Consider the following 20,671-nt stretch of genomic DNA (forward strand, 5'->3'; position numbering starts at 1 on the left):
GACGGCTACGACCTGCGGTTGCGGATCGCCGCCTCGATCCGCAGACCGAGGCCGGTCAGGATGAGGAAGGTGGCGAGGATGTGCGGATCAAGCCCGCTGTAGTCGGACGCCATGGTGATGAGCGAGATCATGAACCCGGCAACCAGCGACACCGTGCCGAGTGCTCGTACGGTCTCGACCCGCTGCGCCGGTAGGTCCACGCCGGAACGGTAGCGGGAACCAGCGCCGCGCGGTGCCCTGCGCGGTCGACGTCGGTGACCTCCTCGGCAGCACTCGACACATCGGGCAGGCTTGGCTAGCCCTCGAGTTGCCGGTTCAGCAAGGTGCCCGAGGGGGCGTAGCCGTGGCGGCGGTAGAAGCGCACCGCACCGTCGTTGCGGTGGTGGATGCCCGCCGACAGGCTGGTGATCCCGTTCTCGGCCGCCCATCGGCCGGCAGCGTCGACCAGGGCCGAACCGACCCCGCGTCCCCGGGCCGTGCCGGACACCACCGTGTGGATCTGTGCCGACGGCTCGGGACGCAGGATCTGGTGCGCCGGCGGCTCGGGCAGGCGCAGCAGCTCGACCATTCCGACCACCTGCCCGTCCAACTCCGCGACGAGAATCGCGTCCCCGCCAGCCCCCTTGGTCAGCACTGCCGTGAAATGGTGGGCGACCGCCTCGCGCTGCGGCAGCCGGTAGACGTCGGGGGCCAGGGAGAGGTGAGCTTCGGCGTTCGCCAGGCGCAGATCCACGAGTGCCGGCACATCTGACAGTCCCGCCGGTCGTACCGTCGGCCCGATCCTCCGCATCACCACGATGTTAGGGCAGCTCCGGCGGGCACGACTAGGCTGGTGATCATGAGGATTGGCATCGTGATTCTGCCCGACCAGCGGTGGGCGGAGTCGCGGCATCGCTGGCGGCAGGTTGAGGAGTGGGGCTTCGACCACGCCTGGACGTACGACCACCTGGGCTGGCGGGACCTTGTCGACGGCCCGTGGTTCGACTCGATGGCCACGCTGACCGCCGCCGCCACGGTGACCTCCCGCATCCGGCTGGGCACCCTCGTCGCGTCGCCGAACTTCCGGCACCCGGCCGCGTTCGTCCGGCAGATCACCACCGTGGATGACGTCTCCGCTGGTCGGTTGGTCCTCGGCCTCGGCGCGGGCGGCATCGGTTTCGACTCGGCGGTGCTGGGCGGCGAGACGCTGCCGCCGCGCCAGCGGGTCGAACGGTTCGCCGAGTTCACCGAGCTGCTGGATCTGATCCTCCGCGAGGACGGCACCACCTGGCGTGGTGACTGGTTCGCCGCCGTGGACGCCCGCAACAACCCCGCCTGCGTTCAGCAGCCCCGGGTGCCGTTCGTGGTGGCCGCCAACGGGCCACGGTCGATGCGGCTGGTGGCCCGCTTCGGCCAGGGCTGGGTGACCACCGGCACCGGTGACGACAACGACCTGGCCGGCTGGTGGGACAGCGTGGCCGCCCTGTCCGCGCGGATGGACCGGACGTTGGACGAGGCCGGCCGCGATCCGGCAACCCTGGACCGTTATCTCTCGCTGGACGCCGCACCGGTCTTCTCGCTCAGCAGCGCGCAGTTCTTCGCCGATCAGGTCGGCCGGGCCGCCGACCTCGGCTTCACCGACGTGGTGGCGCACTGGCCGCGGGCCAGCAGTTGGTACGCGGGCGACGAGGCCGTCCTGGCGGACGTGGCGACCCGACTGCTCCCGCAGTTGCGCGGCTGAACACGCATCCCCGGTAGGGACCGCGCCGCCGCCGCGACCGGCTCAGGTGCCGAGGTCGCCGCTGGCCACGCCGCCCTCCCCGCCGGAGACCAGCCGCAGGCGGATGCAGACGATCGGGGTGTCGTCATCGACCGGGGTGCCAAGCCGCGCCCAGTAGGCCGAGTGCCCGGCCCGCCACTCCTCGATCGACCGGTCACCCTCGCCCTCGGAGTGGGCGAAGTCCCAGGACACGTCCGCGAAGCGGACCACCTCCAGCCCGGTGACCTCCACCACGCCGGCCAGCGCGTCGTCGTCGTCGACAAGCGCCAGCCGTTCGCCGACGTGCTCCAACTCCTCGCCTTCTTCCGCGTAGTAGGCGAGCCGTCCGGCCGTCGCGGTCTTCACGCCGGCGAGTACCAGGGTGTTGAGGGTCGCCCGCAGCTCACCGGGAGTGCCGAGGGCGAGGGTGCGCAGTCCACCGATCCGAGGCCACATCCTGCCGAGGCTAGGCCAGTGCGCCCCGTACCGCCGCCGCAAACCGCCGTCACGTGGGCAGATCGGCCGCGTTGATCAGGCCGGTGACGCGCAGCTCAGCCGCGACCTCCGGTGGGCAGTCGACCGCCACCACGGCGGTGCCCAGCACCTCGGCGCCGCGTGCGGCACAGATGTCGTACAGGGCGTGGAGTTGAGCGCCGGTACGCACCCAGTCGTCGACCACCAGGACCCGGTCGCCGGGGCCGAGGTGTCGGTCCCGTACGGCCAGGTCGACTCGCCGGCCCCGGTAGTCCGGCGGGCTCTGCGCCCAGGTGAGCGGCCCGGCCGGCAACCGCCCGTCGGCGGGCTTGTGGGCGGCCACGAAGCCGACCCCGAGGGCGGTGGCGGCCAACGGCCCGAGCAGCAACCCGGTGACCGCTGGGGCGAGCACCACCGTCGGCCGGGCGGAGCGGTACGGCGCGACCAGGGCCGGTCCCAGCTCCGCCAGCACCGTCGGGTCCCGCCACCAGCCGGAGATGTCGCTGACCAGGTGGCTGGTGCCCGGCCCGGGGTCGATCCACTGGAACAGGGCGGCCAGGCGTGCGGTCAGGTCGGCGGGCATCCGCTCATCCTGCGACACCCAAGGCCGGCCGGTCGGCACCCGGGCCGGCCGGCCCACCCGGGGTCGGATGATCGGCTACACGTACCTGTGCAAATACGGGCATACCACCATGATCACGTTGACGTCGGAAGTGCTTCTCTCGTTACGGTCCGACCCGGTTTGTTCAGACGACGAAAGGACCGGGCCGGTGGCAGCCAAGCACTCCCGTACCCGCATCTTCTCCTCCCCGGCGGGCATCGTGGCCACCGCGGCGGTCGGCGTCGCCCTCGCGGTCGGGGGCACGGTCGGTGCCGTTCAGCTGACCTCCGGCTCCGCTCAGTCGGGGCAGACGACCCTCGACTTCACCCCGACCACCGCGGCGAGCAGCCTCACCCCCAGTTCCCCGGCCACCTCCCCGACCGCCAGCCCTTCGCCGAGCGTGTCCGCCAGCCCGTCGGCCATCCGGTCGCAGCAGGCGGCCTCCCGGGGCAAGGCCCGTACCGCGCCGCCGAAGCCCAAGCCGACCGCGAAGAAGACCACCCCGGCGCCGAAGGTGGTGGAGAGCGGCTCGTGTGGCGCGTCGTTCTACTCCGACGGGCAGTTGACGGCCAACGGTGAGTCGTTCAACCCGAGCGCGCTGACCGCCGCGCACAAGACGCTGCCGTTCAACACCAAGGTCCGGGTGACCAACCCGGCCAACGGCAAGTCGGTCGTGGTGCGGATCAACGACCGCGGCCCGTTCATCGACGGCCGCTGCCTCGACCTCTCCCGGGCGGCGTTCGCCACCATCGCCTCGGTCGACGTGGGCGCGCTCACCGTCCGCTACGAGGTCCTCGGCTGACCGGGTCGGGTCGCGCCGATTCGGCCGGTCGACCGGGCCGGCCGGACAGAACCTTCTCGGACGACGGGTCAGGTTCATTCACCGGTTCACGTGGATCAGGCAAACTGTCAGTCGTACCCACGCGACTCCTCCAGTCGGGCCGTCGCCCGCTGAGCCCCGGATCCCGCGCCGGCCTCGGCGCGGCCCTTGTCCTGCTCGCGATCGTGTCGGCGGTGGAGGCGGCGGATGGCCGTTTCGCCCACTACGTCGCGCTGTTGTCGGCCGTACCGTTGCTGGCCGCCGCCGTGGCGTCGTGGCCGGTGGTGCTGGGTGTGGGTGTCGTGGCGACCCTGACCGGGGCCGGCTTCGCCCTGACCGAGCCGAAGATGTCAATGATCACGCCGGTCAGCGTGGTCTCGGTCGCGGTCGTCACCGGACTGGCGGTGACGGTGGCGTCGGTCCGGCAGCGGCAGGCGGAGCAGATCGTCGAGCTGACCAAGCTCGCCTCGGTGGCCCAGCAGGCGGTACTGCGTCCACTCGGGCCACAGGTCGGGACGCTCTCGGTCGCGGGACGCTACATCTCCTCCACCGCGACTGCCGAGATCGGTGGTGACCTGTACGAGGCGATCGACACGCCCTACGGCGTCCGCATGATCATCGGTGACGTGCGCGGCAAGGGCCTGGACGCGGTTCGGCTGGCGAGCATCGTTCTCGGCTCCTACCGGCACGTGGCCTACGAGCGTGCGGACCTGCGCGCCGTCGTCGCCGATCTGGACCGCGCGGTGGCCCGCAACGTCGGCGACGAGGACTTCGTGACCGCGGCGCTCGTCGAGGAGCGCGGCGGCACGCTCACCATCGTCAACTGCGGGCATCCGGCACCGCTGCTGCTGCGCCGGGGTGCGGTGATCCCGCTGGAACCGCCGGCGCCGGCACCCCCGCTCGGGTTCATGCCGGTGGTCCGCCCCCGGGTCGAGCGCCTGGAGCCGGGAGACCGGCTGCTGCTGTTCACCGACGGCCTCGGCGAGGCGCGGCGGGATGGTGAGTTCTTCCCCACCGCCGACCGCGCCTGGCGGCTGCTCGGTCACGGCACGGTCGCCGACGGGCTGGCCTCCCTGGAGACCGCCCTGGCCGAGTGGGTGCACGGCCACCTCGACGACGACATCGCCCTGGTCCTGATGGAGTACGTCGGTGCCCGTGCCGGCGCGGCGGCGGCCGTCCCGAGTTGGGAGGTCGGTGCCGCCGAGAGCTGACCGGGCTGGGTTACGGAGTTGTGTGTAATCGCTGTCACTTGGGTGATCCGCTTGTCGCTGCCTACCCGCGAGTAATACAGTCAGGGTTACTGATCGGTAACACCTGTCCGGAAGCGGGGCCAGTGAGCATGACCCACTACAAGAGCAACCTGCGGGACCTTGAGTTCAACCTGTTCGAGGTCTTCGGTGCCGACCGGTCGTTCGGCCAGGAGCCGTACTCGGATCTCGACACCGACACCGCCCGCAGCTTCCTCGCCGAGCTCGACCGCCTCGCGCGCGAGGACCTGGCCGCCAGCTACACCGACAGTGACCGCAACCCGCCGGTGTTCGACCCGGCCACGCACACCGCGCCGCTGCCGGCGTCGTTCAAGAAGTCCTACCAGGCGTTCATGGACTCCGAGTTCTGGCGGCTCGACCTCCCGCCGGCTCTGGGCGGGACGAACGCGCCGCGCGCCCTCTGGTGGGCGATGGCCGAGCTGGTGCTCGGCTCGAACGCCCCGATCTGGATGTACGCCTCCGGCCCGTCCTTCGCGCACGTGCTGCACGTCGAGGGCACCGAGCGGCAGAAGAAGTGGGCCAAGCTCTTCATCGACAAGCAGTGGGGCTCGACGATGGTCCTCACCGAGCCGGACGCCGGCTCGGACGTGGGCGCCGGCCGCGCCCGCGCGACCCAGCAGCCCGACGGCTCCTGGCACATCGAGGGCGTGAAGCGCTTCATCACCTCGGGCGAGCACGACCTGAGCGACAACATCGTGCACTACGTGCTGGCCCGTCCGGTCGGCGTGGAGGGCGTCGGTGGCCCCGGCACCAAGGGCCTGTCGCTCTTCGTGGTGCCGAAGTTCCACTTCGACGAGACCACCGGCGAGCTGGGTGAGCGCAACGGCGTCTACACCACGAACGTCGAGCACAAGATGGGCCTGAAGGTCTCCAACACCTGCGAGCTGACCTTCGGCGAGCACGGTGTACCGGCCCAGGGCTGGCTGCTGGGCGACAAGCACGACGGCATCCGGCAGATGTTCATGATCATCGAGTACGCCCGGATGTTGGTCGGCACCAAGGCCATCGCGACCCTCTCCACCGGCTACCTCAACGCCCTGGAGTACGCGAAGAGCCGGGTGCAGGGCGCCGACCTGATCCAGCAGGCGGACAAGACCGCCCCGCGGGTCACCATCACCCACCACCCGGACGTCCGCCGCTCGCTGCTGCTGCAGAAGTCGTACGCCGAGGGTCTTCGTGCCCTTGTCCTCTACACCGCCACCTGGCAGGACAAGGTCGCCATCGCCGAGGCCGCCGGCGACGAGAAGGCCACCAAGCTGGCCAAGCGGGTCAACGACCTGCTGTTGCCGCTGGTCAAGGGCGTCGGTTCGGAGCGGGCGTACGAGATGCTCGGGCACGAGGCACTACAGACCTTCGGTGGCTCCGGGTTCCTCCAGGACTACCCGCTGGAGCAGTACGTCCGCGACGCCAAGATCGACACCCTGTACGAGGGCACCACCGCCATCCAGAGCCTGGACCTGATCTTCCGCAAGATCGTCCGGGACAACGGCAAGGCGCTGATGGCGGTCGCCGGCGAGATCCAGGAGTTCATCTCCTCCGAGGCGGGCAACGGCCAGCTCAAGGAGGAACGGCAGGCGCTCGGCAAGGCGCTCGTCGAGGTGCAGACCATCCTCGGTGCGCTGACCGGCTGGCTGGGCGAGGCGCAGGGTGGCGACACCCGCGCGCTCTACAAGGTCGGGCTGAGCAGCCGGCGCTTCCTGCTCGCGATCGGCGACCTGGTGGTCGGCTGGCTGCTCCAGCGGCAGGCCGAGGTGGCGCTGAAGGCGCTGGCCGGCGAGGTCACCGTCAGTGACAAGGCGTTCTACACCGGTAAGGTGGCCGCCGCCCGTTTCTTCGCCCGCGAGGTGCTGCCCCGCATCGGCGCCGACCGACGGATCATCGAGAGCACCGACCTCGACATCATGGACCTCCCGGAGGAGGCCTTCTGACCGTGCCACGGCACGGCTGACCTTCCGGGTCGCACCACCCGGGACCGGACACACCGACGGCCGGTGGGGCGCTGCCCCGCCGGCCGTCGCCGCGTATTGGGCGGGGCCGGTCGGGTATGCCGCTGGCGTGGCGGGTAACCGTCGCGTGACCTCGAAAGGGAACGCCCAGAGCCACCGCACGGGGGAGTGCAGCGCACATGGGTGTAGGAAGCGGCATTTTTCTCATCGCGATCGGCGCGATCCTGACCTTCGCACTGAGGGCCAACGTCTGGTGGATCGACGTACGGGCGGTCGGCTGGGTGTTCATCCTGGCCGGGCTGGCCGTACTGCTGACCACGGTCTGGTTCTGGCAGGACCGACGCAAGCGGGCCCGGACCCTCATCGTGGAGGAGAACCGGCTCTCCCATCCGACGGCGATGATGCCGCCACCGCCAGACCCACCGCCACCAACCGCGCCGCCGTCCTGACGCCGGGACGTGCCCCTGAGCCACCCGTCGCTTATCGACGGGTGGCTCAGCCGCGTGCGATGTGCCGTGCCGTGATCGGAGCTCCCGCCCGCCCCAACTCCGTCCAGGCGAACCGGCCACGGTGCACCGACAGTTCGGCGGTCCGTAACCCCTCGTCGGACGCACCCTCCGGGTCGAGAAGGGCCGCGAGCAGGGAGATGCCCGGGTTGTGGGCAATCAGCAGTGCCGTGCCGGCCGCCGCGTCAACCGTACGGACCAGCGCCAACAACTCCTCCGGATGGGCGTCGTACGCACCGGGCTCGTAACGCACCGTCGGCCGGGGACCGGTCGGGCCGCCCTCCGGCGGTGTGCCGGTCATCCCCATCGCCACGCCGTGCCAGGTCTGCCGGGTACGTCTCGCCGTCGAGCAGATCACCACGTCGGGCAGCAACCCGTGGTGCGCCAACCAGGCGCCAGCCGCTGCCGCGTCCGCGGTCCCGCGGGCACTGAGCGGGCGCTGGGCATCATCGGCCGCGTCACTCCCCTGCTCGGCCTTCGCGTGCCGGAGCAACACAAGTGTCCGCGTCTCGGAGTCGGCGTCCGTCATGCCCCCAGCTTGCCCGATTGGCGATCTCCGTGCCTGGGTAAGTCGATGGATGCCGCACCCCTACCGACGGCCGCGGCGCGTCGTACGCCAGGTTAGAGCCGAGGAGCGAGACATGGGCATTGGTGGCAGCATCTTCTTGATCGCGCTGGGCGCGATCCTCGCATTCGCCGTGGAAGCCGATCTGGGCTGGCTGGACCTGTCCGTGGTCGGCTGGGTGCTGATGTTGGCCGGTGTCGCCGGCCTGATCACCACTCTCTACTTCTGGAACAGCCGCCGTCGCACCGTGGTCGCCGCGCCGGTCCGCGAAGAGCGCGTGGTGGCTGACCGGGTCGTGCCGGTCCAGGACAACCAGGTCGTGCAGGAGTACCGCGAGGTGCGTCGGCCGGGCCGGCCAGTCTGATCCTCGCTCGCGAACTCCGGGGTCCCGCAGCGTCTCGGGACCCCGGCTCGCGTTTCCAGCACGATCATGGCGGCTGCCACCCGTGGCGTTTCGGCCGCGCCGTCTGGGTCAGGCGAACAGCGCGAAGTAGATCGCGATGTGGTGGCAGAGTGCCGCCAGCAGCGTGCAGGCGTGAAAGAACTCGTGGTGACCGAAGACGGTCGGCCACGGGTTGGGCCGGCGCAGCGCGTAGAAGACCGCCCCGACGCTGTAGATCGCGCCGCCGACGATCAGCAGCACCAGTGCCGCGACGCCGCCGCCGTGCAGGATGTCCGGCAACATGGCCACGGCCACCCAGCCCAGCGCCAGGTAGAGCGGCGCGGACACCCAGCGTGGCGCGTGCGGCCACACCACCTTGACTGCCACACCGGCCAGCGCGCCGCCCCAGACCAGGGCCAGCATCACCGTGGCCGGCCGGGGCGTGAGCAGCATCGTGCAGAGGGGTGTGTACGTGCCGGCGATGAACACGAAGATCATCGAATGGTCCATCCGGCGCATGACCTGGTAGCCGCGCTCCGACCACACCCGACGGTGGTAGAGCGCGCTGGTGCCGAAGAGCCCGCACACCGTGACGCTGTAGATCAGGCAGCTGACCAGGGGTGCCCACCCCGGCCGGGTCGCGGCGATCGAGCACAGCACGACGCCGCAGATCAGGGCCACGAAGAAGGCGTACGTGTGCAGCCAGCCGCGCATCCGGGGCTTACCGATGTCGACCGGCTTCAGGCGAAGCGGGGCGGAGGTACTCACGCAGTCAGGTTACGGCACCGTAGGTTACTTGCAAGTAGTGGTGTTGGTGACGCCCGGCACCGTCCTCGTGAACTCCGTACCGGCACGACATCGGCGAAGATGAGCGGATGCGGATCCGACAGGTCGGGGCGCACGCCCTGCTACTCGACTGCACCGCCCCCGCCGACACGTCCGAAGCCGCGCTCGTGGAAGCGTGGCGCGCCGAGCTGTGGCGGCGTCGGGAGCGGGGTGACCTGACCGCCGTGGAGATCGTGCCAGCGGCCAGCACGATCCTGCTCGACGGGCTGCCCGACCCGACCGCCGCGGCCGAGCAGCTGACCCGATGGGCATCCGGCGTCGCCGCCGCGACCGCCGGCCCCGACCACGCCGATGGCGAAGCCGGAGACCACGACGCCCCTGCGGACGACCGAGCCGACGACGCGGCGGACGTGGTCGTACCGGTCACCTTCGACGGGCCGGACCTGCCGGTGGTGGCCGAGCACTGGGGCGGGGACGTGCCCGCCGTGCTGCGCCGGCTGACCGGCACCCGGTTCCGGGTCGCGTTCTGCGGCTTCGCCCCCGGGTTCCCCTACCTGACCGGGCTGCCCGCCGAGCTGGCGTTGCCCCGGCTGGCCACCCCCCGCCCCCGGGTGCCGCCCGGGTCGGTCGCCCTGGCGGGCCCGTACGCCGGCATCTACCCCAGCGCGTCCCCCGGAGGTTGGCTACTGGTCGGCCGGACCGAGCTGGTCCTCTTCGACGTGGACGCCGACTCGCCGGCCCGACTCGGACCGGGTGCCCGGGTGCGGATGGTGGCGGCATGACCCGTCCGGCCGCCGTCGAGGTCCTACGCGCCGGCGCGCTCACCACCGTGCAGGACCTGGGCCGGCCCGGTTGGGCGCACCTGGGCGTACCCCGCTCCGGCGCCCTCGACCCGGCTGCTCTGCGGCTGGCCAATCGGCTGGTCGGCAACCCGGAGCACGCCGCCGGCCTGGAGGTCACCCTGTCCGGCTGCACGCTGCGGCTGACCCGGGCCACCACGGTGGCGGTCACCGGGGCCGAGGTGACGGTCCGGGCGGGCGATCGGCCCGGTGACACCGGACGACCGCTCACCGTGCCGGCCGGGACGGTGCTGCGGATCGGCCCGGCCCGTCGGGGCGTACGGAGTTGGTTGGCGGTGGCGGGTGGCATCGACGTGTCGCCGGTGCTCGGCAGTCGGGCCACCGACACCCTGTCCGGGCTCGGCCCGGCTCCCTTGCGCGACGGCGACCGGCTGCCCCTCGGCGAGCCGCATGGCCCACCCGCGCCGGTGGACCTGACCGTCTGCTCCGCGGCGGAGTCGGAGCTGCACCTGATGGTGGGTCCCGGTCCTCGGGAGGACTGGTTCACGCCTACCGCGTTCGACCGGCTGTTCGGCACCTCGTACACCGTCAGTCCGGTGAGCAACCGGGTCGGCGCGCGGCTTGCCGGCGCCACCCTGCCCCGCGCGGTGGCCGGCGAACTGCCAAGCGAGGGCATCGTGCTCGGCGCGGTGCAGGTGCCCGCGAACGGACAGCCGCTGATCTTCCTCGCCGACCATCCGACCACCGGCGGATACCCCGTCATCGGGGTGGTCACCGACGTGACCCCGCTCGCGCAGGCCCGGCCAGGTACTACCGTCAGATTTCATGGACCTCAACGCTGACCTGGGCGAGGGATTCGGCATCTGGCGTCTCGGCGACGACGAGGCGCTGCTGAGCCTCGTCACCTCCGCCAACGTCGCCTGCGGCTTCCACGGTGGCGACCCGTCCACCATGCGGCGGGTCTGCGAGGGCGCCGCGCGACGCGGGGTCGCGGTGGGCGCGCAGGTCGGCTACCGGGACCTGGCCGGCTTCGGTCGACGGCACATCGCGTACGACTTCGCCGAGCTGCGCGACGAGGTGACCTACCAGATGGGGGCGCTGGACGCGTTCTGCCGGCTGTTCGGCACCCGGGTCCGCTACCTCAAACCGCACGGCGCGCTCTACCACGCGGCCAGCACCAACGAGTCCCAGGCGGCGGCGGTGGTCGCGGCGGTCACCGGCTACGACCCTGAGCTGCCCATCCTCTGCCTACCCGGCTCGATGCTCGCCCAACTCGCCGTCGGCGCGGGCCTGCCGGTCGTCGCGGAGGCCTTCGCCGACCGTGCCTACCTGCCCAACGGGGCGCTGGTGCCGCGCGGCACACCCGGCGCGGTCATCACCGACCCGGAGCAGGTGGCCGAACGCGCGGCGCGGATGGCCACCGAACGGATCGTGGTGGCGGTGGACGGCACCGTCATTCCCTGCTCGGTCGATTCGATCTGCGTGCACGGCGACACCCCGGGAGCGGTCTCCGCCGCCGAACTGGTCCGGGCCAGCCTGATCGACGCCGACATCACCCTGGCACCCTTCGCGTGAGATCGGAGGGGTCCGGGCGGACCCCTCCGATCACCTCAGGCGTCCAGGCCGCGCAGCACCAGCGGCAGGCGGGTCACGGCGCCGTCGACGACCCGCACCGGTACGCCCCAGTCCTGCCGGGTCAGGTGACACGCCGCGTGTTCGACGTCCGCGTCGCAGGTCGCCGCCTGGGCGGTCACCTGGAGCACCCCGGCGGTGACGTCGCCGTTGAGCACCAGCCGACGGGTCAGCTCGGTGCCCGTGCCGGCACCATCCACCAGCAGCTCCGGCGGTGACGCGGAGACCACCAACCGGGTCGACGGCCCGAACGTCTCGTCCAGCTTCTGCCCCGGCGCCGGGGTGAAGACGATGTCCAGGGTGACCTCACCGGCCGCGACGTCGGTCGGCTTGCGCTCGGTGCGGTGCCGGGGACCGTCGACCGTGCTGGCACCCGCCGCCGACAGGGCACCCGGGGCGAGCCGGGTCAGCCGGTGGGCGGCGGACTCCACCACCAGCACCTCGCCGGCCGGGCTGAGCACCAGGTCGCTCGGCTCCGCCAACCCGTCCGCCACGGTGGAGACCTGGTTGGTGGCCGGGTCGAAGCGACGAACCGCGCCGTTGTACGTGTCCGCGATCAGCACCGAGCCGTCCGGCAACGCGCACACACCCAGCGGGTGTTGCAGCAGCGCCGACTCCGCCGGACCGTCCACGTGCCCGAAGTCGAACAGGCCCTGCCCGACGGCGGTGCCCAGCACGCCGTTTTCCACGTACCGGAGGGCGCTGGTCTCGCTGTCGGCGATCCAGAGCCGGGCGCCGTCGGTGGAGACGGACAGCCCCGACGGCTGCGCCATCCACGCCTCGGCCAACGGGCCGTCCCGCAGCGCCTCGACCGTGGTGCCGGCGTACATGCCCGCGGTCCGCTTGATCGGGTCGAACCACCAGAGCTGGTGGATGCCGGCCATCGCGATGATCAGTTTGTCGTCGTACCAGGCCAGATCCCACGGGGAGGAGAGATCCACCGCGAGCGCGTCGTGGGCGTGGTCGTCGACCTCGGCACGCCACTGCCGGCCGCTGCCGGCCACGGTGACCACCTCGCCGGACTCCAGCCGTACGCCCCGCAGCAGGTGGTTGACCGTGTCGGCCACCACCAGGTCGTAGCCGGCGACCTCGGCGACATGGGTGGGCAGCAGGCACACCCCCTGCGGCTCGGAGAACGTCGCCGCGGCACCCGGCCCGTCGGCCCGGCCCCGCTCGCCCGAGCCGATCCGGCGCACCGGCGTCTCGCCGTCCGGGGCCACCTCGACCAGGGAGTGCCGGGCCGAGTCCGAGACCAGCAGGTTGCCGTTCGGCAGCAGCACCGCCTTACCCGGAAAGCGCAGCGCCGTCTCCGGGGCCGGCGGCGGAACGTACGGCCCGTCACCCCGGTGCAGGGTGCCCTTGGCCTCGTGGGTGGCGACCAGCTCGTCGATCAACCGGGCCAACCCCTCGGCGTGACCCTCGCCCGCCATGGTGGCCACCACGTAACCCTCGGGGTCGATCACCGACAGGGTCGGCCAGGCGCGGGCCGCGTACTGCTGCCACATGTCCATGTCCGGATCGTCGAGAACGGGGTGGTGCACCCCGTACCGCTCGACGGCCGCGACGAGCGCGTCGGCGTCCTTCTCGTGCTCGAACTTCGGCGAGTGCACACCGATCACGACGAGCACGTCGCCGTACTTCTCCTCCAGCGGGCGCAGCTCATCCAGCACGTGGAGGCAGTTGATGCAGCAGAACGTCCAAAAGTCCGCGATCACGATCTTGCCGCGAAGGTCCTGCAAGGTCAGGTTCCGTCCGCCCGTGTTGAGCCACTGGCGGCCCCGCAGCTCGGGCGCACGTACACGCGCTGTCGTTCCCATGCCTGTCAGCCTGCCACGCCCCGGTCCCGACCGCCGTGACCCGGACGACAGACCGCGTCGTCGTCGCGAGGGTACGACGACGGCGGGGTCACGGTTGCCCGTGACCCCGCCGACGGTGGAGTTACTTCGCGGCCGGCTTGAGGCAGAGCACCCGGTTGGCACCGCTACCCGGCAGCACCACGTGCGGCTGCGTCGTGTCGGTGCACTTCTCCTTCGCATCCACCTTGGAGACGACGCTGAAGGAGCCCGCCTCGCCGCAGGTCGCCGCCGAGGCGCCACCCTGACCGGACTGCTTCACGCAGCTGCCGACCGCCGGGTCGAAGGCCGGTGGATCGTCCTCGCCGACCTTCCCGAGGAGCAGCAGCAGGCCGAGCGGCACCGCCAGGATGAGCACCGCGGCGATCAGTACGGCGGACAGCACCCGACCGTTGCGTACCTTCGGCGTCGGCAGCTCCGCCTTGGGCTCCTCGGCGTCCGGCTTGAACGCGTCGAACCGACCGTGATCCGACTTACCGGGCTCCTGGCCCCAGGACGGCACGGGCTGCTGCGGTGGCGGGAAGGCCGGCGGGAAGCTGTTGCCCGGCCCCGAGTCGATGGCCGGCCCGCCGAAGCCCTGGCCGCCGGAGCCCGGTCCGCCGAAGTTCGGCGCGCCGTAGGTCGAGGCGCCGCCGACCGCGGCAGTGCCGGCGGCTGGCGAACCGGGGCCGCCGAACTGGTCGGCCGGGCGCTCGGCACCGCCGTGCGGCCGCGTGCCGTTCACCGGCCGGTTGTTGCCGGGCGCGTCGACGAACGACGGCACGCCGGGCGGGAACGCCGGCGGCGGTGCCTGGGCCTCGCCGAACGCGTTCGGGGCGGGCTGCCGGTCGTCGAAGCGCGGCTCAGCGGCGGATTCGCCGCCCCAGCCGGGGCCGACCTGCCGCTGCGGGTCGTTCGGCCACTCGGGTGTGGCCTGGCGCTGCGGGTCGTTCGGCCACTCGGGTGTGGCCGGGCGGGACGGTTCGTTCGCCCACTCCGGTGTGGCCGGGCGGGACGGTTCGTTCGCCCACTCCGGTGCGGCCTGGTGCGGGGAGTCGTTCTGCCACTCCGGGGCGGCCTGGCGCTCGGCACCCGGGTCGGCCTGGAACGCCTCCGGCTCCGGCTCGTTCTCCGGCTCGGGTCGGGCCGGCCGGCCGTACACGCGGGGTTGTGGTGTGGCCGTGCCGGTCGGACGGATGGCCTGGTCGGTCGGGGGCATCACCCGGCTGGCCAGCGGCACCGAAGCGCTCGCCGTGGCCCGGGCCGCCGCGCCGGCTGCCGACTCGGCGTCCGACACCGGCACCACCGCGCGGCCCGCTCCGGACTCCGGAGAGGTACGCGGTGCGGGCACCACGGCGCCACTCGCGGGAACGTCCTCAGCGCGGCCCCAACCGGCCTGGTCCGCCTCGTACTGCGCGGCGGCGTCCGGAATCTCCCGCTCGGCGTACGCGGGCTGCTCGGGGATCGGGGGGAACTGGGCGGCCTGGGGCGCGTAGTCGGCTGGCGGGGCAGCCGCCAGGCTGGCGCCCGGCACGCGCTGCTCCTGCGGAGGCAGCGGCACCGCGTTCGCCGGTGAGATGCCCGGCGCGGGGCCGGGCTGGTAGGCCGGAACCTCGTCGCCCCGGTCCGCCTCCCAACCGCCACGGGCCTGCGCGGAGGCTTCCGCTTCGGCGCGACCCCACACCTCGCCGGGTGCCCAGGGCTCGACCTCCGACGGGCCGTCCTTGCCGGGCGCGCTGGCACGCGAGGGCAGTGCGCTCTGCTCCGGGGGCGTCCACCCGACCGGCTCCGGCCGCTCGGCGGGCTGCTCCTGTGGTGAGAGCACCCAGTCGGGCTGCTGCGGGCGGCTCTCGGCATCGCCCCAGGCGGCCGGCTGCGCGGGCTGGTCCTGCCGCGCGTCGCCGTCACCCCACCCGGCGGGCTGCGCCTGCTGCTGCTGCGCGGCCCACCCACCGGAGTGGGCCCGGTCGTCCTGCCCGGGCCAGTTCGTCGCCGGTGCCGGCACCTGGGCTGCGCCACGGGCCGCGGTGGGCTGTGCGGCCTGACCCCACCCGGGGGCGGGCTCGGCCGGTTCGGCGGACTGACCCCAGGCCGGCGGCGACTGTTCGGCCGGCGTCCACGCGGGCTGGTCGTCGCGTCCCGCTGCGGTGGCGGGCCAGCCGCCGCTGCCGGATGCCTCGTCCTGCTGGGCGCCGCCGGACCAGGTGGCGGCCTGCGGCGGCTCGGCCTGCGGGGCTTCGGTTCCGCGCCACTCAGCGGTGGGCGGGTTGGTCTGCGCCGCGCCAGCCCAGCCACCGGAGGTGGCCGGGTCTTCCTGGGCGGGCCAGGCGGTGGTGGCGGGCGGCACCTGTGCGGCGCCCCGCGCGGGCGGCTGGGCCTGCACCCAGTCGGGCTGCTCGGCGGCGTTTCCGGTCCAGGTGGGTGCGGGCGTGCTCTGCTCAGCCGGCGTCCAGCCCTGCTGTTGCGGTGCGGCCCAGGCCGGCTGCGCCGGGGCTGCCGCGCCCTCGCTGCCAGGCCAGGCGATCGGCTGCTGTTGCGGCGGCTCGCTCACGCCACCGCCGGACGCCCACGCCGGCTGCGGCGGGTCGTTGGGCTGCGCCACGGGGGCGGCACCCCAGGCGGGCTGCGGCGGGTCGGTGGGCTGTGGAGCAGCGGCGGCACCCCAGGCGGGGGCCGGCGGTTGCTCGGGCTGAGTCGCCCATGCCGGCGTCGACGCGTCGGGCCGCGCCGGTGGCGGGGGTGCCCAGCCCAGGTCGGGGCCGGCGGCGTTGTGGCCGTTGTCCGGCTGCGCCGGGCGGTCGCCGTACGGCGCCGGTCCGCCGGCGCCCGGTGACACCTCGTCCGGCTCCTGGCCGGTGCGGTGCGGGCCCTCGGACGTCATGGGTGCGCCTCCTCCATCACATGTCGGCTCGCCGGTGCCGATCGGTCTCCTCGGCATGGCTGCCGGCGTCACCGGCGTACCGCTGTGCCGGCTCCCCGCACGGTATCGGGTGCGGGCACGGCACGTCCAAGGAGCCCGGTCGTCACTCCCCGTTGCCGGTCGGTGTCGAGCAGCTTCGGTTTGCTCGGCCTCAGCCGGGTCGGCGGGCGGCGACCGAAGCCCACCGTACCGGGCGCTGCGGCAGGGCGGAATCCCGGTGGCGGGTGGCCGGGAACGCCGATGGCCCACCCGGCGGGCCGGGTGGGCCATCGATCTGGAGGAGGTGCGGAATGTCGTGGAGCGTCAGCTCATGTGACGCTGGGCGATGACGAGGAGTTCCTCGCGAACTGCCGGCGTGTTCGCCGAGCGCAGCGCGTGCTCGATGGCACGGGCGCGGCGGGTGGCGTCGCGGTGGTTGCGGATTCGCTCGATCATGCTCATTGGTGGGTCCCCCTAGCTATTCGGTTGTCAGCCCCTGATGTGTCTATTCAACAGCAGAAGCCGGGGAACTTCCAACGATTATTAGGTGAGCTGAGACACCTGCCTAACAATCGAAGGTCAACAAGCCGTCCGACCAACGGTTACGTCGCCCAACGGACACGGCCGGTGTGCCGGGCGTTAACCCGTGGCACACCGGCCGTGGCTGGCGTCTCGAACGATCAGGTCCAGGCGAGCAGCGCCGCCTCCGGATCCGCGAGGAAGTCGCCGACGTCGCGGAGGAACTTCGAGCCCATCTCACCATCGATGATCCGGTGGTCGAAGCTCAGCCCCAGCGTGGTGACCTGACGCACCTTGACCTTGCCCTTGTGCACCCAGGGCATCTCGCGCACCGCGCCGAAGGCCAGGATCGCGGACTCACCCGGCGGCAGGATCGGCGTGCCGGTGTCCACCCCGAACACGCCGACGTTGGTGATGGTCAGGGTGCCGCCGGACATGGCCGCCGGCGAGGTACGCCCGGACTTCGCCGTCTGCACCAGGTCGGTCAGCGCGTCCGCCAACTCCCGCAACGAGAGCCGGCCGGCGTCCTTGACGTTCGGCACGATCAGACCGCGCTCGGTGGCCGCCGCGATGCCGAGGTTGACGTACTCCTTCACCACGATCTCGTCGCCGGCCCAGGTCGAGTTGACCATCGGGTGCCGGCGTACCGCCAGCAGCACCGCCTTCGCCACCAGCAGCAGCGGCGAGACGCGCACGTCGCGCCACTCCCGCCGACCCCGGAGCCGGTCCAGTGCCTTCATCGCCCGGGTCACGTCGACGGTCAGGAACTCCGTCACGTGCGGGGCGGTGAACGCCGAGCGGGACATGTTCTCGGCGGTCAACTTGCGGACCCCCTTGACCGGGATGCGCTGCTCCCGGTCCGCGCCGAAGCTGGGAGCCGTCGTCGCCGCGAGCGGTTCCGCCACCACGACGGCGCCGCTCACCGCCCGCTGCACGTCCTCCCGGGTGATCGAGCCGAGCGGCCCCGACCCGGTCACCGTGCCGAGGTCGACCCCAAGATCCTTGGCAAGCTTCCGCACCGGCGGCTTCGCCAGCACGCCGCCGGCCGCCCTGCCGCTTGCCTCGCCGCGTCGATCATGGACTTGTGGTGCCGGAATCGTAGAGGTCGCGGATGGTTTGTCACCCACCACAACTCCATGATCGACCCCGGCGGGGGCGGTGGGTGCCGCCGCGGCCTGCGCCGGGACACCGCCCTTGCGCGGGCGGCGCTTCGCGGCGGTCGTACGCGGGCCGTAGCCCACCAGCACCGCCGTCCGCCCGCCCGGGGCGGCACCGCCGATCAGGCCCGGCTCGATCATGCCCTCGGCCGGTGCCACCTCCACCGCCGCCAGCGAAGCCGCCGACGGGGTGGGCAGGTCCGCGCTGGGCGTGGCCGTGGTCGACGGCGCGTCCAGCGGGCCGGCACCCGGGTCGGTGTCGATCGCGATGATCGGCGTACCGACCTCGACCGTGGTGCCCTCCGGGTGGTGGATCGCCTGCACCTGGCCGGCCCACTTCGCCGGGATCTCCACGGCCGCCTTGGCCGTCTCGACCTCGACGATCGGCTGGTTCAGCTCGATCGTGTCGCCGACCTTGACCAGCCAGGCCAGGATCTCGCCCTCGGTCAACCCCTCGCCCAGGTCAGGCAGGTTGAACGTCTTGATCCGGGACATGTCGATCACCAGCCGAAGGTGCGGTCGACGGCGTCGAGCACCCGGTCGAGGTCGGGCAGGTATTCCTCTTCCACCCGGGAGGCCGGGTAGGGGGTGTCGAAGCCGGTCACCCGCAGCACGGGCGACTCCAGGGAGTAGAAGCACTCCTCGGTGATCCGGGCGGCCAACTCGGCGCCGAGGCCGATGTTCGACGGCGCCTCGTGCACCACGACCGCGCGGCCGGTGCGCTTCACCGACTCGTACGCCGCCGCCAGGTCCAGCGGGGAGAGCGAACGCAGGTCGATGACCTCCAACTCCCGGCCGTCCTCCGCGGCGGCGGTCGCCGCCTCCAGGCACGTCCGCACCATCGGCCCGTAGGCCAGCACGGTCACGTCGGTGCCGGGCCGCACCACGCGGGCCGAGTGCAGCGGGTACGCCTCGGACAACGGCGCGTCCAGGTCGACAGGCCCCTTCTCCCAGTAGCGCCGCTTGGGCTCCAGGAAGACGATCGGGTCATCCGAGGCGATGGCCTGCTGGATCATCACGTACGCGTCCTGCGGGTTGGAGCAGGTCACCACCTTCAGACCGGCCGTGTGCGCGAAGTACGCCTCGGGCGACTCGGAGTGGTGCTCGACGGCGCCGATGCCACCGCCGTACGGGATCCGGATCACCATCGGGATGCTGAGTCGGCCGCCGGAGCGGTAGTGCATCTTCGCCACCTGCGACACGATCTGGTCGTACGCGGGGTAGACGAAGCCGTCGAACTGGATCTCGCAGATCGGCCGGTAGCCGCGGATGGCGAGACCGACCGCGGTGCCGATGATGCCGGACTCGGCCAGCGGGGTGTCGATCACCCGCTGGTCGCCGAAGTCCTTCTGGAGCCCGTCGGTGATCCGGAAGACGCCGCCGAGCTTGCCGACGTCCTCGCCCATGATGATGACCTTGGGGTCGTTCTCCAGGGCGCGACGCAGACCGGTGTTGAGGGCCTTGCCGATGGTGAGCGTCTCCGTGGCCATCAGTGGGCGCTCCCCTCGAACGACTCCATGTAGCGGCTGAACTGCGCACGTTGCTCGTCGAGCAACGGAGAGCCGTTCGGGTAGACGTGGTCGAACATCGTTACCGGCTCGGGGTCGGGCATGTCGAGCACCCGCTCACGCAGGTGCACCGACTCGCGGCGGGCCTGCTCGTCGACCTCGGCGAAGAAGGCCGCGTCGGCGATCTGCTGCTTCTCCAGGAAGGCCTTGACCCGGGCGATCGGGTCCTTGGCCTGCCACGCCTCGACCTCACTGGCGATGCGGTAGCGGGTCGGGTCGTCGGAGGTGGTGTGCGCGCCCATCCGGTAGGTGTACGCCTCGATCAGGCTCGGGCCCTGCCCGTGCCGGGCGTTGTCCAGCGCCGTGCGGGTGACCGCGTACGAGGCCAGCACGTCGTTGCCGTCCACCCGTACGCCGGGGAAGCCGAAGCCGGCGGCCCGCTGGTAGAGCGGGACGCGGGTCTGCCGCTCCAGCGGCTCGGAGATCGCGTACTGGTTGTTCTGGCAGAAGAACACCAGCGGGGCGTTGAACACGCTGGCCCAGACGAACGCCTCGTTCACGTCGCCCTGGCTGGTGGCCCCGTCGCCGAAGTAGGCGATCGCCGCCTCGCCGTCGTCGGTGCCGACCTTGCCGTCCATGGTGATGCCCATGGCGTACCCGGTCGCGTGCAGGGTCTGCGCGCCGATGACGATCGTGTACATGTTGAACTTGAACTCGTTCGGGTCCCAGCCGCCCTGGTCGACACCGCGGAACAGGCCGAGCGGCATGATCGGGTCGATGCCCCGGCAGTAGAGGACGCCGTGCTCCCGGTAGGTCGGAAAGGCCATGTCCTGCGCCCGCAGCGCGCGCCCGGAGCCGACCTGCGCGGCCTCCTGGCCGAGCAGGCTGGCCCAGAGACCCAGCTCGCCCTGGCGCTGGAGAGCGGTCGCCTCGGCGTCCAGCTTGCGGACGAGCACCAGGTCGCGGTAGAGCCCGCGGTATTCCTCGTCGGTGAAGTCGACGCGGTACTCGGTGCCGTCCGGCCCGGTGGCGCTGTCGATCCGCTCGCCGTCGGGGGTGAGCAGCTGCACCAGCTCGGGGTCGCCGGCCGTGCCCTTCTTGGAGCGGGGTGCCGCCCGCCTGCCGCGGGTGGTGCCCCCGGGGTCGCCCTTTGCCATCGGTCTCTCCCTGTCGTGTCTGCGTCGGCACCGGGGGGTCACCCGGCCACGCAACTCGTGCGCCTGTCCGGCTCTTGCCGG

The 20,671-nt window shown here is 72.1% G+C and carries 21 protein-coding genes; 9 read left to right on the plus strand and 12 right to left on the minus strand.

Annotation, left to right across the window (positions count from 1 at the left end; translation table 11 throughout):
- Positions 1-5: 5 nt before the first annotated feature.
- A complete protein-coding gene (locus tag AB0O48_RS14025) occupies positions 6-200 on the minus strand; it encodes a hypothetical protein (RefSeq protein WP_357243300.1) in 195 nt (64 codons plus the stop codon).
- A gap of 95 nt (positions 201-295) precedes the next feature.
- The gene (locus tag AB0O48_RS14030) at positions 296-790 is read right to left on the minus strand and encodes a GNAT family N-acetyltransferase (protein WP_357571647.1); all 495 of its coding nucleotides are present in this window, start codon (positions 788-790) and stop codon (positions 296-298) included.
- Between the two features lie 42 nt (positions 791-832).
- Here AB0O48_RS14030 and AB0O48_RS14035 point away from each other — a divergent pair, with 42 nt between their 5' ends.
- A complete protein-coding gene (locus AB0O48_RS14035) occupies positions 833-1,720 on the plus strand; it encodes an LLM class flavin-dependent oxidoreductase (RefSeq protein ID WP_365065595.1) in 888 nt (295 codons plus the stop codon).
- Positions 1,721-1,762: 42 nt separating this feature from the next.
- Here AB0O48_RS14035 and AB0O48_RS14040 read toward each other — a convergent pair whose 3' ends face one another.
- Entirely contained in the window at positions 1,763-2,194 is a 432-nt protein-coding gene (locus tag AB0O48_RS14040; RefSeq protein ID WP_357243309.1) for an ASCH domain-containing protein, read from the minus strand.
- Positions 2,195-2,243: 49 nt separating this feature from the next.
- Positions 2,244-2,795, minus strand: coding sequence for a phosphoribosyltransferase family protein (locus AB0O48_RS14045; protein ID WP_357243312.1), 552 nt, complete (start codon positions 2,793-2,795; stop codon positions 2,244-2,246).
- A 187-nt stretch (positions 2,796-2,982) separates the two neighbouring features.
- Between AB0O48_RS14045 and AB0O48_RS14050 the strand changes: the two genes are divergently transcribed.
- The 4 genes from AB0O48_RS14050 to AB0O48_RS14065 all read left to right on the plus strand — a co-directional run bounded on the left by AB0O48_RS14050 (position 2,983) and on the right by AB0O48_RS14065 (position 7,296).
- Entirely contained in the window at positions 2,983-3,615 is a 633-nt protein-coding gene (locus AB0O48_RS14050; RefSeq protein WP_357243315.1) for a septal ring lytic transglycosylase RlpA family protein, read from the plus strand.
- Positions 3,616-3,719: 104 nt separating this feature from the next.
- Positions 3,720-4,844: a PP2C family protein-serine/threonine phosphatase gene (locus AB0O48_RS14055; RefSeq protein ID WP_357244078.1), complete on the plus strand. Its 1,125-nt coding sequence runs from the start codon at positions 3,720-3,722 to the stop codon at positions 4,842-4,844.
- 128 nt (positions 4,845-4,972) lie between these two features.
- A complete protein-coding gene (locus tag AB0O48_RS14060; protein ID WP_357244081.1) occupies positions 4,973-6,829 on the plus strand; it encodes an acyl-CoA dehydrogenase in 1,857 nt (618 codons plus the stop codon).
- 197 nt (positions 6,830-7,026) lie between these two features.
- Positions 7,027-7,296, plus strand: coding sequence for a DUF6458 family protein (locus AB0O48_RS14065; protein WP_030487564.1), 270 nt, complete (start codon positions 7,027-7,029; stop codon positions 7,294-7,296).
- Positions 7,297-7,342: 46 nt separating this feature from the next.
- Here AB0O48_RS14065 and AB0O48_RS14070 read toward each other — a convergent pair whose 3' ends face one another.
- Positions 7,343-7,882, minus strand: coding sequence for a histidine phosphatase family protein (locus tag AB0O48_RS14070; protein WP_357243318.1), 540 nt, complete (start codon positions 7,880-7,882; stop codon positions 7,343-7,345).
- A 112-nt stretch (positions 7,883-7,994) separates the two neighbouring features.
- On the opposite strand from AB0O48_RS14070, the gene AB0O48_RS14075 reads away from it, so the two are divergent.
- The gene (locus AB0O48_RS14075) at positions 7,995-8,282 is read left to right on the plus strand and encodes a DUF6458 family protein (RefSeq protein WP_357571651.1); all 288 of its coding nucleotides are present in this window, start codon (positions 7,995-7,997) and stop codon (positions 8,280-8,282) included.
- A gap of 108 nt (positions 8,283-8,390) precedes the next feature.
- Here AB0O48_RS14075 and AB0O48_RS14080 read toward each other — a convergent pair whose 3' ends face one another.
- On the minus strand, positions 8,391-9,068 hold the full coding sequence (locus AB0O48_RS14080) for a hemolysin III family protein (protein ID WP_357243326.1): 678 nt from the start codon (positions 9,066-9,068) through the stop codon (positions 8,391-8,393).
- A gap of 107 nt (positions 9,069-9,175) precedes the next feature.
- On the opposite strand from AB0O48_RS14080, the gene AB0O48_RS14085 reads away from it, so the two are divergent.
- The 3 genes from AB0O48_RS14085 to AB0O48_RS14095 are packed head-to-tail and all read left to right on the plus strand — an operon-like array spanning position 9,176 to position 11,461.
- Positions 9,176-9,868, plus strand: coding sequence for a carboxyltransferase domain-containing protein (locus AB0O48_RS14085; RefSeq protein ID WP_365065604.1), 693 nt, complete (start codon positions 9,176-9,178; stop codon positions 9,866-9,868).
- Entirely contained in the window at positions 9,865-10,728 is an 864-nt protein-coding gene (locus AB0O48_RS14090) for a biotin-dependent carboxyltransferase family protein (protein ID WP_365065607.1), read from the plus strand. Before AB0O48_RS14085 ends, AB0O48_RS14090 begins: the two co-directional genes overlap by 4 nt.
- On the plus strand, positions 10,712-11,461 hold the full coding sequence (locus AB0O48_RS14095) for a 5-oxoprolinase subunit PxpA (RefSeq protein ID WP_357243335.1): 750 nt from the start codon (positions 10,712-10,714) through the stop codon (positions 11,459-11,461). The genes AB0O48_RS14090 and AB0O48_RS14095 overlap by 17 nt, the downstream gene beginning before the upstream one ends.
- Before the next feature lie 35 nt (positions 11,462-11,496).
- Here AB0O48_RS14095 and AB0O48_RS14100 read toward each other — a convergent pair whose 3' ends face one another.
- The 6 genes from AB0O48_RS14100 to pdhA all read right to left on the minus strand — a co-directional run bounded on the left by AB0O48_RS14100 (position 11,497) and on the right by pdhA (position 20,590).
- Positions 11,497-13,335: an NHL domain-containing thioredoxin family protein gene (locus AB0O48_RS14100; RefSeq protein WP_357243339.1), complete on the minus strand. Its 1,839-nt coding sequence runs from the start codon at positions 13,333-13,335 to the stop codon at positions 11,497-11,499.
- 121 nt (positions 13,336-13,456) lie between these two features.
- The gene (locus tag AB0O48_RS14105; RefSeq protein WP_365065611.1) at positions 13,457-16,231 is read right to left on the minus strand and encodes a hypothetical protein; all 2,775 of its coding nucleotides are present in this window, start codon (positions 16,229-16,231) and stop codon (positions 13,457-13,459) included.
- Between the two features lie 342 nt (positions 16,232-16,573).
- The gene (locus tag AB0O48_RS14110) at positions 16,574-16,711 is read right to left on the minus strand and encodes a hypothetical protein (protein ID WP_357243345.1); all 138 of its coding nucleotides are present in this window, start codon (positions 16,709-16,711) and stop codon (positions 16,574-16,576) included.
- A 218-nt stretch (positions 16,712-16,929) separates the two neighbouring features.
- The gene (locus AB0O48_RS14115; RefSeq protein ID WP_365065614.1) at positions 16,930-18,429 is read right to left on the minus strand and encodes a dihydrolipoamide acetyltransferase family protein; all 1,500 of its coding nucleotides are present in this window, start codon (positions 18,427-18,429) and stop codon (positions 16,930-16,932) included.
- Positions 18,426-19,415 (minus strand): alpha-ketoacid dehydrogenase subunit beta, encoded by a 990-nt coding sequence (locus AB0O48_RS14120; RefSeq protein WP_357243351.1) that lies wholly within the window; start codon positions 19,413-19,415, stop codon positions 18,426-18,428. Before AB0O48_RS14120 ends, AB0O48_RS14115 begins: the two co-directional genes overlap by 4 nt.
- Positions 19,415-20,590: a pyruvate dehydrogenase (acetyl-transferring) E1 component subunit alpha gene (pdhA, locus tag AB0O48_RS14125; protein ID WP_357243354.1), complete on the minus strand. Its 1,176-nt coding sequence runs from the start codon at positions 20,588-20,590 to the stop codon at positions 19,415-19,417. The genes AB0O48_RS14120 and pdhA overlap by 1 nt, the downstream gene beginning before the upstream one ends.
- Positions 20,591-20,671: the final 81 nt, after the last annotated feature.

Source organism: Micromonospora sp. NPDC085948, assembly GCF_040686315.1.
GTDB lineage: Bacteria > Actinomycetota > Actinomycetes > Mycobacteriales > Micromonosporaceae > Micromonospora.

What these genes read in the sequence shown, in the direction of transcription:
- AB0O48_RS14030 (WP_357571647.1), bottom strand. Translation starts at nt 790, where the DNA reads ATGCGGAGGATCGGGCCGACGGTACGACCGGCGGGACTGTCAGATGTG.
- AB0O48_RS14105 (WP_365065611.1), bottom strand. Translation starts at nt 16,231, where the DNA reads ATGACGTCCGAGGGCCCGCACCGCACCGGCCAGGAGCCGGACGAGGTG.
- AB0O48_RS14070 (WP_357243318.1), bottom strand. Translation starts at nt 7,882, where the DNA reads ATGACGGACGCCGACTCCGAGACGCGGACACTTGTGTTGCTCCGGCAC.
- AB0O48_RS14095 (WP_357243335.1), top strand. Translation starts at nt 10,712, where the DNA reads ATGGACCTCAACGCTGACCTGGGCGAGGGATTCGGCATCTGGCGTCTC.
- AB0O48_RS14060 (WP_357244081.1), top strand. Translation starts at nt 4,973, where the DNA reads ATGACCCACTACAAGAGCAACCTGCGGGACCTTGAGTTCAACCTGTTC.
- AB0O48_RS14110 (WP_357243345.1), bottom strand. Translation starts at nt 16,711, where the DNA reads ATGAGCATGATCGAGCGAATCCGCAACCACCGCGACGCCACCCGCCGC.
- AB0O48_RS14120 (WP_357243351.1), bottom strand. Translation starts at nt 19,415, where the DNA reads ATGGCCACGGAGACGCTCACCATCGGCAAGGCCCTCAACACCGGTCTG.
- AB0O48_RS14085 (WP_365065604.1), top strand. Translation starts at nt 9,176, where the DNA reads ATGCGGATCCGACAGGTCGGGGCGCACGCCCTGCTACTCGACTGCACC.
- AB0O48_RS14075 (WP_357571651.1), top strand. Translation starts at nt 7,995, where the DNA reads ATGGGCATTGGTGGCAGCATCTTCTTGATCGCGCTGGGCGCGATCCTC.
- AB0O48_RS14045 (WP_357243312.1), bottom strand. Translation starts at nt 2,795, where the DNA reads ATGCCCGCCGACCTGACCGCACGCCTGGCCGCCCTGTTCCAGTGGATC.
- pdhA (WP_357243354.1), bottom strand. Translation starts at nt 20,590, where the DNA reads ATGGCAAAGGGCGACCCCGGGGGCACCACCCGCGGCAGGCGGGCGGCA.
- AB0O48_RS14100 (WP_357243339.1), bottom strand. Translation starts at nt 13,335, where the DNA reads ATGGGAACGACAGCGCGTGTACGTGCGCCCGAGCTGCGGGGCCGCCAG.
- AB0O48_RS14065 (WP_030487564.1), top strand. Translation starts at nt 7,027, where the DNA reads ATGGGTGTAGGAAGCGGCATTTTTCTCATCGCGATCGGCGCGATCCTG.
- AB0O48_RS14040 (WP_357243309.1), bottom strand. Translation starts at nt 2,194, where the DNA reads ATGTGGCCTCGGATCGGTGGACTGCGCACCCTCGCCCTCGGCACTCCC.
- AB0O48_RS14090 (WP_365065607.1), top strand. Translation starts at nt 9,865, where the DNA reads ATGACCCGTCCGGCCGCCGTCGAGGTCCTACGCGCCGGCGCGCTCACC.